General features: G+C 63.3%; 8 protein-coding genes. 4 read left to right on the forward strand and 4 right to left on the reverse strand.

Annotated features, from left to right (window positions below; genetic code table 11):
- The 4 genes from OC610_RS12600 to OC610_RS12615 all read right to left on the reverse strand — a co-directional run.
- Positions 1-3506: alpha-2-macroglobulin family protein (locus OC610_RS12600; RefSeq protein ID WP_264428088.1), on the reverse strand; the 3506-nt coding region annotated here is incomplete at its 3' end.
- A complete protein-coding gene (locus OC610_RS12605; RefSeq protein WP_264428089.1) occupies positions 3503-4141 on the reverse strand; it encodes a DUF1175 domain-containing protein in 639 nt (212 codons plus the stop codon). The genes OC610_RS12600 and OC610_RS12605, both read right to left, overlap by 4 nt.
- 5 nt (positions 4142-4146) lie before the next feature.
- A complete protein-coding gene (locus OC610_RS12610; protein WP_264428077.1) occupies positions 4147-5856 on the reverse strand; it encodes a DUF2138 domain-containing protein in 1710 nt (569 codons plus the stop codon).
- A gap of 32 nt (positions 5857-5888) precedes the next feature.
- Positions 5889-6677, reverse strand: a complete 789-nt coding sequence (locus tag OC610_RS12615) for a YfaP family protein (RefSeq protein ID WP_264428079.1) — start codon at positions 6675-6677, stop codon at positions 5889-5891.
- Between the two features lie 269 nt (positions 6678-6946).
- Between OC610_RS12615 and OC610_RS12620 the strand changes: the two genes are divergently transcribed.
- From OC610_RS12620 to dxs, 4 genes are all read left to right on the forward strand, one after another.
- The gene (locus OC610_RS12620) at positions 6947-8083 is read left to right on the forward strand and encodes a Fic family protein (RefSeq protein WP_264428082.1); all 1137 of its coding nucleotides are present in this window, start codon (positions 6947-6949) and stop codon (positions 8081-8083) included.
- 193 nt (positions 8084-8276) lie between these two features.
- Complete coding sequence (locus OC610_RS12625) at positions 8277-8519, forward strand: exodeoxyribonuclease VII small subunit (RefSeq protein WP_003185917.1); 243 nt, start codon at positions 8277-8279, stop codon at positions 8517-8519.
- Positions 8516-9403, forward strand: coding sequence for a (2E,6E)-farnesyl diphosphate synthase (gene ispA, locus OC610_RS12630; protein WP_264428085.1), 888 nt, complete (start codon positions 8516-8518; stop codon positions 9401-9403). The genes OC610_RS12625 and ispA overlap by 4 nt, the downstream gene beginning before the upstream one ends.
- 113 nt (positions 9404-9516) lie before the next feature.
- The gene (dxs, locus tag OC610_RS12635; protein ID WP_264428086.1) at positions 9517-11415 is read left to right on the forward strand and encodes a 1-deoxy-D-xylulose-5-phosphate synthase; all 1899 of its coding nucleotides are present in this window, start codon (positions 9517-9519) and stop codon (positions 11413-11415) included.
- Positions 11416-11462 lie beyond the last annotated feature (47 nt).

Consider the following 11462-nt stretch of genomic DNA (forward strand, 5'->3'; position numbering starts at 1 on the left):
GCGCGCTGCAACAGCGGCGTATCGCCGGCCTGCTTGGCATAGACCTCCAACACTCGCTGCCAGTGTTCCGGCGGCAGGTTCAGGTCCAGGGCCTTGCTGGCGTTCCAGTCGGCGTAATAGGCATAGGCAGTGAGGAACGCGTCCGGCTCGCCGTCCTGGCCCCACCAGGTGAAACTCGCCGCCGGCCCGGCCATCTGCACCAGGCGCAGGCGGCTGTTTTGCATGATCAGCCGCAAGCGGTCGCGGATCTGCGGGTTCGACGCCAGGGTCGGATACGCAATGCTCAACGGCAGCAAACGACTGGCGGTCTGCTCGACGCCACCGTACGGGTAGCCGAGCAGGTCGTCCAGGGCCGAACGGAACAGCGCTTGCGGGCTGTCATCCAGGCGCAGGCGGATATCGCTGGCGTCCGCCGGCAAGGTCAGTGGCGTGTCGCCGCTGGCCACGTCGAGGCGTTGGCTCTGGGTGACTTGCCAACCGTTGCCGCTGGCATTGAGGTGCATGGCCAGGGCGTCCTGGGTCTCACCGTTCAACTGCAACTGGACGGTCAAGTCGCCGTCGGTCAAGACCATGGCTGGCAGCGCAACGTAGTTGATGCCGTTCTTCAGGTCCGCCACCACGCGCTGTTCGGCGCCGGCGTAACGGATCAGCAGTTCGGCCTTCAACGGTTTTTCCGACTGGCTGAAAGCGAACAGGCCCAGTTGCGGCTTGTCGCCCGTGCGGAAGCGGGTCGGGCCGCTCCACTTCAGGTACAGCGGTTTTTCCGAGGCGATGAACTGTTTCTTCTGGCCGACTTGGCCATCATCGGCGATCGCCTTGGCGGTGATACGCCAGCGGGTCAACGAGTCCGGCATCTTGAAGGTAAAGCGCGCCTTGCCGTTGGCGTCGGTGACCAGCTCCGGTTGCCAGGCGGCGGTGTCGACGTCTTCGCGACGCGGCCGTTCCAGCACCTTGACCCCACGCTCGCTGCGGTTGGCCTTGCCCGGCGCGCCGGGGCTGCCCGGCAGCGCCACGTCGTAGCTGATGAAGGACAGGCTGGCGCTGGTGCGCACGTTGTTGCGGCGCGGGTGGTAGAAGAACTGGTCGATGGTCGGCGCGACTTCCGGTTGCAGCGCGTAGACCATTTCATCGACAACGCTGACGGTCAGGTGCGCGGGAATCGCCTTGCCGGCGAACTGGGTGCCCAGTTCGACGGTCACGGTGTCGCCCGGCCGGTAGGTGGCTTTATCGGTGCTGATGGCCACGTCGATCTGCGGTGTAACGACCTTGATGCCGGCGTTCTGGAAGCTGTATTGGCCGCCCTTGGTGTACAGCACGGAGAAGGTCAGGTTCGGCGCGAAGCTGTCCTTCACGGCAATGCGTGCGCGGTACTGGGTGTCGCTGAGTTTCTCCATTTTCAGCCAGTCGGCGCCTTTGGAGAGCATCGCGGTGGCCTCGACCTTGTCCCGCTCCAGCGACAACAGTGCGTCGCTGACCGGTTCAGGGAAGGTGATCAGCGCCAGGGCTTCGTCACCGGTCTTGTATTCGGTTTTGTCGAGGACGATTTCGACCGTGCCCGGCACGGCCTTGATGCCTTCGCCCGTCACCGCATGACTGGTCGCGCCAATGACGCGGCCATGGTCGTCCTTGAGCGTCAGGTTGTAGGTGCCAGGGCGGTCGAAGGTCAGGCTGAAGCCTTTGTCCTTGGCGGCCAGTTTGCCCTCGCCGGTGGTCTGGTCTTCCAGACGCACCCAGCCGTAGCTGCCCGGCGTCACGGCCTTGCTTTGTTCGTTGCCACCTTCGTTGGCGTAGCTGAACGCGACTTTCTCGCCGGCTGCGCTGAAACGTCGAGGCGCGCCCAGGCGGAAATTCGCCGCGCCACGGTCGATGAGGATTTCCTTGGTGGTCTTGACCCGATACGCCGCGCCATCACTGGCGAACACGGTGAGCGTGTAGCGGCTCGGTTTGTCAGCAGCCGGCAGGTCGAGGGTGGCGTTGCCCTTGGCATCGGTGGTGACTTCGCTGCTGGTCAGCTCCACCGGGAATTGCCCCAGGTATTGCAGCTCGTTATCGACCATCGACAGTTGCTGGGCGCGCAGGCTCAGGCTGACCTTGGCGTTCGCCACCGGTTTGCCGTCCGGGTAAAGCAGCACCAGGCTGCCCTTGACCAGCTCGCCGGTGCGGTAATCCTGCTTGGCCAGGTTCAGCGCGATTTCGAAGTGTGGCTTGATGTATTCGGCGACGCGGAAGGCGCTGCTGTAGAGCTGGTCCTTGTAGCTGAAGCGCAGCTCGTAGCCACCGGCCACGGCGTTTTCCGGCAACTGGAAACGGCCTTGGGTGCCGGCCTTGGAATCGAGCTTCAGGGCCAGGGTTTGCAGCGCGGTGCCGGTGGCGTCGAGCACGCTGACGTTGACGTCGGCGGCCGCTGGCTGCACCGAGTCACGGGCGTTCTTGAACTCGCGACCGACGATTTTCAGCGACACCCAGTCCCCCGGCCGATACAGCGGTCGGTCCGTGAAGGCGTAGAGCTTGGTGTCGTAGATTTCGCTGTCGTAGTAGAAGTTCTCGGAGACGAATACCCCGCCCTCCTCGTCTTCACCGATGACAAACGAACGCTCCGGGCTGACGTGCTTGAGGCGCAGCAGGCCGTTCTCATCGGTGGCCCCGCTGCTCATCACGCCCAGGCCGTCGGTCCACAACACATTCACCTTGGGCACCGAGCGCCCTTCATGCTTGCGCGCGGCCCAGACCAGCAATTCGTCGCCGGCGATCTTGCTCACGGCCACGGTGTTGGACACGAAGACCATGGTGGTCGCGCGGTATTTGCCGATCAGCGCTTCCACCAGGTACAGGCCCGGCTTCAGCTGGCCCAGCGGCACATAGACGTTGCCGGGCGAGACGTTGACGAACTCGCTGGACGAACCGGCCAGGTTGACGCCCGCCGGCGGCTGGATCGGCTTGGCCTGCCAGAGCGGATAGCGGAACTGGCTGACCACCGGCAAACCGGGGATCAAGGCGAATTGCGCCGGCGCGTCGTACGGCGTCGGCGCGACGAGGGCATCGCCGATCTTCAGCTCCGGCACTTCTTCGGTGACCTGCTGGCGGGACTCATAGGAGAACGCCCGTTGCATCACCCGACGGGATTTGCGGTACCAGTTGTCCCACAGGTACGCGAGGGTGTTCGACAGGCCTTCGCCCTTGAACTGGCCGTCGCTGACCACGCGGTGCAGGTTCTTCTGGCGCTTGAGGAATTCCAGTGGTTTTTCGATGCGATAGACGCGGATGTCAGCGCCGCCGTAGGGCTCCATGCGGAACCGGCGGTAGTCGCGGCCCGGTGCTTCGAGACGAACCATGGCCTGCTCATCGCTGGCAAAGCTGCTGTCGGCCAGCAGGAAGAAGCTTTCACCGGACACCGGCGTATAGCCGCTGGGCTCCACGGTGTCTTCGGCATTCACCAGGGGCGCCAGCAACAGGGCGAACAGCAGGGGCAGTTTTGAACACAAGCGCAGCATGCGGGCACCGGTCATTGGGTGAGAAAGTTGAGTCGATAGACGCCGATGAAGTTGGGGTTGGCTGCGTCGGGTATCCATCGGGTGTCCTTCCAGTTCATGAGTTGTTGCAGGCTTGCGGAGCGCATGCCGTTGTCGGTTGGGGTGGTCGTGCCGGTGTGATAGGCGATGTAGCGGCCCATCCAGATCATCAGGTGCTGGTCGTCGCCCTGATCGAAGAACATCAGGTCGCCGGGTCGGGCCTGGGTGACATCCCGGCCCACCAGGCGGCTGTTGAACTGGATCAGCTTGATCGCGTTGACGTAGGGCCCGACCTTGCCGGCGCCCTGCTGCCATTGCTGGGCGAGGCTGCGTTGTGCATCGCTGAGCGGCAGCTCCGGCGGCAGGTAGCGATTGGACAGGCCATTGCTGCGCAGCCATTTTTCATCGTGGACCTTCAGCGCTTCGTTGGCGGCGAAACGCACCAGCCCGGCGCAATCCTGCTGATACCAGCGTGGGCTCGGGCCTTTGGTCAGTTGTTCCTGGGCGATGCGCACGAACCAGGCACGGAATACCTGGGATTGTTGCGCGTCCAGCGCTGGCGCCTCGACGGCAAGCGCTGGCCCGCCGAGCAACAGCGCCAGCAGCAACCCATACGCGCGGTTGCGGATCATTCCTGTCACAGCGCTTTCCATTCCAGCGGCAGCCACTGCCAATGGCCGTCCGGCTCGCTGCCTTCAGGCAGCGTCAGGGCATATTTGCCATAGCCACCGAGGGTGCGCAGTTTCGGGATCAGGTAGGTTTGCGCGGCGTTGTAGAACACCGGTTCCATGTCTTGGGGCAGGCTGTCGAGGGTTTCGCGCTGCATCAGTTGCGCCATGGAATCCGGGCCGAAGTAGACCGGCATCAGCAAGTCCTTGGGCACCACGTCGGCCATGGGCGGGAAGCGCTTGTCGAGCGTGCCGAGGGCCTTTTCCACCAATTTGTCATCAAGGGAGAACAGCAAGGTCGAACCATGGCGCGCCAGGCTGACACGCATGAACGCCTTGCCGGTGATCGCCTCGGGCTGCTCGGCTTCCTTGGCCGAATAAGGACCGAAGTTGGAGCTGACCTGGCGTTGCCATTGATGCGTCGAGCCTTGTTGCTTCTCCACCACCGGGAACGCGTGTTCGGCGACGTTGTTTTCATAAGCGCCCACCATCGAACCGAACAGGTTGCCCAGGTCGGCGTCGAGCTTGCCGTCGTCTTCGTTCAGGCTCGCCACCAGCAATGGCGTGTACAGCCGGGAGTCGGCGTACCAGCACAGGCCCGCCGCGCCCGCCACGTGGTCGACCATGGCCTGGGCAGCTTTTTCCTCGGCACCGAGTTTGACCAGCAACGGCTTCTGCTGCTCGGCGGCCAGGGGCAACGCTACGCAGGCGCTGGCGCCCATGGGCATGGCTTGCCAGATCGGCTTGAAGTCGAAGTCAGGCTGTTTCTCCAATTCGTCCATGGCCAGGAAGCTGTGCCAGCCCTTGTCGTCCATATCGAAGCGCAAACCGGCGAAGTTCGGGATGAACCGCTGGTAGCCCATGGCAAGCACGCTGGCGTTGACCGAGATGCGTTGCTTGACCTCTGGCGCCTTGGCCGGCAGGCCGAACGCTTCAGGGAAGAGTTTGTCCCCGGCCAGCAGCGCCTCCAACGCCTGGGTCGAGACCATGCCGGCTTCGTCGGTGGGGCCATTGCCCTTGTCGTAAAGCTTGCTCGGGTTGGACAGCACGACCAACTTGTCGCCATGGGAGGCGAAGACCAGGGATTTGCTCGCGTTATAGCTGAGCTGGTAAAGCGCGACTTCATCGCCGCTCACCTTCAAGTCACCCAGCTTGCTCAACTGAGTGTCATCCAGGGCGACTTTCGCCAGCGGCTCCAGGACCTTGGCCAACCCGCCGCGATCCATCACCAGCAGGAAATCCTTGAGACGACCGTCCGCCCCGCGCCACAACGCCACGTCCGCCGGCTGGTCGAACAGCTGCTCGATCAGGCTGTCCTGCAGCTTGAGGTCATGCTCGTAGATGATCCGGCGCAGGCTGCCAATCAGGCCGAGGCGGTCGGCGTGGGCTTCGTAATAGAAGACGAAATCTTCGGTGAGCGTGGCCTTGAGGAACGGCACCGCCAGCAGATCCTTGGGCAACTGGCTCAGGGAATGGGCCTCGATCAAGCCGTCGGGACGACTCACGCCGAGTTTTTCCAACGCCAGCTCCATGGGCGGCGCCTTGGGCTTGTTCATGAACCAGCCCAACCCGCCGGCCGCGCCGGCCACCAGGCACAGCCCGATCAGAATCGCCGGCCAGCGGCGCCCAGGTTTGGCGACAGGTGTCGGCGTGGTCGGGGAAGCAGTGTTGTCGCTCATATTCACAAGGGCCTGTTCATCCGTGGACCGGATTAGTAATTGAAAGTCTTGACCAGCAACAGATCGCCAATGGCGCGCAGGGGCACGACAAAGGTCTCGCGTTTTTCATCGACGGTGTTTTCGTTGAGCACCAGGTTGATCTGCGAGGTGATCACCTCGTTCTGGTTGCTCGTTTCATCGAAGTTGTAGCCGCCGTCGCCGTAGTTGCCCCAATAATTCACGTAGACCAGGTAGGTGCCGTGCATCGGTGCGGTCATGGTGAACATTTCGGGACCGGGGCCGTCGACGCCGTCCGGGTCGAGGCCGCCGCCGTTGCTCAGGGCCGGCTGGCCAAAGTAGGCATGTTGGCCATCGGGTGTGACGATATGCAGGTCGAGTTCGGCTTTCGGATCGTCCCAGCCCAGCACCACGCGGATCTGCGCCGGGGTGCGCAAATGGTTGGCTTCGTAGAATTGCACGCGCTTGAGGGACTGGCCTTCGGAGCTGCGCACCTCGACGCTGTTGGAGCCGGCGCCAAAGGCGTATGGCCGGGCGAAACGCCCTTCCTCATCGGTGTAGAGATTCAGCGGGTTGCCGTTGACCGACAGGCTGTGGGGCTGGCGCGCCGTGCCCATGTCCTTGATCCGGCCTTCGATCATCGTGCGATTGCGCTGGATGCCGCGGTCGATGGGCGGTGTGGGATAGGCGACCTGGGGGTTTTCCGTGCGATCGAGCAAGCCGCTGTAGCGCCAGCCGCCGACCGGCTCCGACATTTCAGCCGAAGGCCCGGCCCACGCCAGCGGCGCACCGAGCAACACGATCAACAAAGAAAGAAAACGCACGTAAGCCTCCTGCCATGCACGACGCAACCCGACACCCTTCCCGGGGCGCTGTTTGTCATTATTCGGGTTTTGTCTGAAGGCCCCGTGACAAGGGGCCGAAGATGGCGCGAAGAGTAGCGATTTGACAGTTTTTTCACAATCAGCAAACACGCGATTCTGTGTGGGAAATCACGTATCGAAGGTGACGTGAGCCGAATAGAGGATTTATTCGGCTCACGAAATGAGCCGAATAGCGCTATTATTCGGCTCACACATCTCTGGACAGGCTCATGGCACCCCACTGGATCTGGCAACAGCCCGATTGGCCCGACTTCCGCTGGCAAGCTGAAACATTGGCACCGTTGCTGCGCGAATGCGTGCAGGCCCAAGGCCAACTGCTTGGCATGACGGGCGCGGTCACGGCTTCACTCAGCGCTCAGAACGAGTTGGACGCCTTGCTGCAGAACATCGTGACCTCCTCCGCGATCGAAGGAGAACAACTGAATGTCGGCTCGGTGCGCTCGTCCCTGGCTCGCCGTCTGGGCCTGGAAGCCGAAGACGACAATCCGGCCAGCCCGCGTAGCGAGGGCTTGGCAAACCTGCTGCTGGATGCGACCCGGCATTTCAACCAACCCCTGACTGTCGAGCGCTTGCTGGATTGGCATGAGTGGTTGTTTCCTGATCAAACCAGCGACCTGGCTCATCGGCGGATCCGCGTCGGCGCGCTACGCGGTGATGAACCGATGCAAGTGGTTTCGGGCCGGTTGGACCGCCCTACCGTTCACTTCGAGGCACCGCCTCGCCAAGGCCTTGAACAGCAATTGCAAAGGTTTGTCGATTGGTTCGAGGCAAGTCGTCAACAGATCGATCTCGACCCATTGCTGCGAGCCGGCATCGCTCATTTCTGGTTTGTCACTCTGCACCCATTCGATGATGGCAATGGTCGCCTGACCCGCACCTTGACCGACCTGGCACTGGCCCAGGGCGAGGCCCAGGCGATCCGTTTCTACGCGATGTCCGTAAGCATCCTGGAGGACCGCGCCGGCTATTACCGAATCCTGGAAAACAGTCAGAAAGCCACGCTGGATATCACCGCGTGGCTGACCTGGTTCCTGCAGACGTTGCTGCGCAGCCTTCACAAAGCGATGACGCAAATCGAAAGCGTGCTGGGCAAGACACGGTTCTGGCAGGTCCATCGCACTTCAGCCCTCACACCTGAGCAGACCAAAGTGCTGAACCGGCTGCTCGACGGCGGTGAAAAGGGTTTCGAACAAGGGATCAGCGCCGCTCAATATCAGGCCGTGGCCAAGGTTTCCAAGGCGACGGCCACGCGACACCTGGCGGAGTTGGTGGAAAAGGGATGCCTTCGAAGGATGCCCGGCGGGGGGCGCAGTACCCGTTACCGAATCAACTATCCAGCCGACTGAACACCCTGTGGCGAGGGAGCTTGCTCCCGCTGGACTGCGAAGCAGGCCCCAAGCATTTGCGACCGCTTCGCGCTCGAGCGGGAGCAAGCTCCCTCGCCACAAAAACAAAAGGCGTTTACCCCACCCTGATTTGCCCGAAAACCCCATGTCTGCTAGTGTCGCGCCGGTTTAACAGTCAACCGGAATAGCCGCCATGGCCCGTAAAAAAGCTGCACTGGATTTCGAACAATCCCTGGCCGACCTGCAAACACTGGTCGAACGGCTGGAGAACGGCGAATTGTCGCTGGAAGACTCGCTGACTGCTTTCGAGCAAGGTATCGGCTTGACTCGCGACTGCCAGGCGGCGCTGGCCCAGGCCGAGCAGAAGGTGCAGTTGTTGCTCGAACGCGACGGCGAGCTGACCGAAGAACCGTTCGACGCGGAACAGCCTGAATGATCGGCGCATATCAGGCCAGCAGCCAGGCCCGGGTCAATGCTGCCTTGGAAACCTTGTTCGGCGCCCCGAGCCCGGAACTGGCGCGGCTGTACGAAGCCATGCGCTACAGCGTGATGAACGGCGGCAAGCGGGTACGTCCGCTGCTGGCCTATGCGGCGTGCGAAGCCCTCGGCGCCGCGGCCGAGCAGGCCAACGGCGCGGCTTGCGCGGTTGAGCTGATTCACGCCTATTCCCTGGTGCATGACGACCTGCCGGCCATGGACGATGACGACCTGCGTCGCGGCCAGCCAACGACTCACAAAAAATTCGACGAAGCCTGCGCGATCCTCGCCGGTGATGGCCTGCAGAGCCTGGCCTTCAGTGCGCTGCTGGACCCGACCCTGAGCGATTGCCCGGCACAGGTTCGCCTGGACATGGTCAGCGCCCTGGCATTGGCGGCAGGCCCTGCCGGAATGGTCGGCGGCCAGGCCATCGACCTCGGTTCGGTGGGCTTGAAGCTCGATCAGGACGCGCTGGAATACATGCACCGGCACAAGACCGGCGCGTTGATCGAAGCCAGCGTCAAGCTCGGTGCCCTGGCCAGTGGCCGGGCCACGCCCGCACAGCTGCAAGCCTTGCAAACCTATGCCCGGGCCATCGGCCTGGCGTTCCAGGTGCAGGACGACATTCTCGACGTCGAAAGCGATACCCAGACCCTGGGCAAGCGCCAAGGCGCCGACATCGCGCGGGACAAGCCGACCTACCCGGCCCTGCTCGGCCTCGATGCCGCCAAGGCCTACGCCCTGGAACTGCGCGACCAGGCCCTGGCCGCGCTGCGACCCTTTGACGCGGCGGCCGAGCCGTTGCGCGACTTGGCGCGTTATATCGTCGAACGACGCAGCTGATACACGGTCAACCCATTTAAGTGCGTATCGGCCAAGTTCCGGCCGACGCGTGGGCAGCTTGCGATGCATAAGGTAAACTGCCGCCTCTTTCTATACCTATAACGATTCGCCTGATGCCCACGACGTTTCAAGAGATTCCCCGCAAGCGCCCGACCACGCCCCTGCTGGACCGCGCCAACACGCCGGACGGCCTGCGTCGCCTGGGTGAAGCCGAGCTGGAAACCCTGGCCGATGAGTTGCGCCTGGAACTGCTCTACACGGTCGGCCAGACCGGTGGGCACTTCGGCGCGGGCCTTGGCGTCATCGAGCTGACCATCGCGTTGCATTACGTCTTCGACACCCCGGACGACCGGCTGGTGTGGGACGTCGGGCACCAGGCGTATCCGCATAAAATCCTCACTGGACGTCGCGACCGCATGGGCACGCTGCGCCAGAAGGACGGCATCGCCGCCTTCCCGCGCCGTTCCGAGAGCGAATACGACACCTTCGGCGTTGGCCACTCCAGCACCTCCATCAGCGCCGCCCTGGGCATGGCAATTGCCGCCCGCCTGCAGAACAGCGAACGCAAGGCGATCGCCGTGATCGGCGACGGCGCACTGACCGCCGGCATGGCCTTCGAGGCGCTGAACCATGCGCCGGAAGTCGACGCCAACATGCTGGTGATCCTCAACGACAACGACATGTCGATTTCGCGCAACGTCGGCGGCTTGTCCAACTACCTGGCCAAGATTCTTTCCAGCCGCACCTACGCCAGCATGCGAGAAGGCAGCAAGAAGGTCCTGTCGCGCCTGCCCGGCGCCTGGGAAATCGCCCGTCGCACCGAAGAATATGCCAAGGGCATGCTGGTGCCCGGCACGCTGTTTGAAGAGCTGGGCTGGAACTACATCGGCCCCATCGACGGCCATGACCTGCCGACCCTGATCGCCACCCTGCGCAACATGCGCGACCTCAAGGGCCCGCAGTTCCTGCACGTGGTCACCAAGAAAGGCAAAGGCTTCGCCCCCGCGGAAGTCGACCCGATCGGTTATCACGCCATCACCAAGCTCGAACCCCTGGACGCCCCGGCAGCCGCGCCGAAAAAGGCCGGCGGACCGAAGTATTCCGGCGTGTTCGGCCAATGGCTGTGTGACATGGCCGCCGCCGACCCGCGCCTGGTGGGCATCACCCCGGCAATGAAGGAAGGCTCGGACCTGGTGGCCTTCAGCGAACGCTACCCGCAGCGTTATTTCGACGTGGCGATCGCCGAGCAACATGCCGTGACCCTTGCCGCCGGCATGGCCTGCGAAGGCGCCAAGCCTGTCGTGGCGATCTACTCGACGTTCCTGCAGCGCGGCTATGACCAGCTCGTCCACGATGTAGCCGTGCAGAACCTCGACGTGCTGTTCGCCATCGACCGCGCCGGGCTGGTGGGTGAAGACGGCCCGACCCACGCCGGGAGCTTCGACTTGTCGTACCTGCGTTGCATCCCCGGCATGCTGGTGATGACGCCGAGCGATGAAAACGAACTGCGCAAGATGCTCACCACCGGCCACCTGTTCAACGGCCCGGCGGCGGTGCGTTACCCGCGCGGCACCGGCCCGAACGCCACGATTGAAAGCGAACTGGAGCCGATCGAGATCGGCAAAGGCGTGATCCGTCGCCAAGGCAAGCAAACCGCCTTGCTGGTGTTTGGCGTTCAACTGGCCGAGGCCCTGAAAGTCGCCGAGACACTCGACGCCACCGTGGTGGACATGCGTTTCGTCAAACCCCTGGACGAAGCCATGGTCCGCGAGATGGCCAGCAGCCACGAACTGCTGGTGACCATTGAAGAGAACGCCATCATGGGCGGCGCCGGCTCGGCGGTCAGCGAGTGCCTGGCGCGGGAAAACATCCTCAAGCCCGTGCTGCACCTGGGCCTGCCGGACACCTACGTCGAACACGCGAAGCCTCCGCAGATGCTGGCCGAATGCGGGCTGGACGAGGCTGGGATCGAAGCGGCGGTTCGGCTGCGGTTGCAACTGCTGGGCCTGTAACTCTCAAGACCGCACAGACTCCTTGTGGGAGCGAGCCTGCTCGCGAA

The organism is Pseudomonas agronomica (assembly GCF_025917275.1).
GTDB classification, from domain to species: domain Bacteria; phylum Pseudomonadota; class Gammaproteobacteria; order Pseudomonadales; family Pseudomonadaceae; genus Aquipseudomonas; species Aquipseudomonas agronomica.

What these genes read in the sequence shown, in the direction of transcription:
- OC610_RS12605 (WP_264428089.1), bottom strand. Translation starts at nt 4,141, where the DNA reads ATGATCCGCAACCGCGCGTATGGGTTGCTGCTGGCGCTGTTGCTCGGC.
- OC610_RS12610 (WP_264428077.1), bottom strand. Translation starts at nt 5,856, where the DNA reads ATGAGCGACAACACTGCTTCCCCGACCACGCCGACACCTGTCGCCAAA.
- OC610_RS12620 (WP_264428082.1), top strand. Translation starts at nt 6,947, where the DNA reads ATGGCACCCCACTGGATCTGGCAACAGCCCGATTGGCCCGACTTCCGC.
- OC610_RS12625 (WP_003185917.1), top strand. Translation starts at nt 8,277, where the DNA reads ATGGCCCGTAAAAAAGCTGCACTGGATTTCGAACAATCCCTGGCCGAC.
- ispA (WP_264428085.1), top strand. Translation starts at nt 8,516, where the DNA reads ATGATCGGCGCATATCAGGCCAGCAGCCAGGCCCGGGTCAATGCTGCC.
- dxs (WP_264428086.1), top strand. Translation starts at nt 9,517, where the DNA reads ATGCCCACGACGTTTCAAGAGATTCCCCGCAAGCGCCCGACCACGCCC.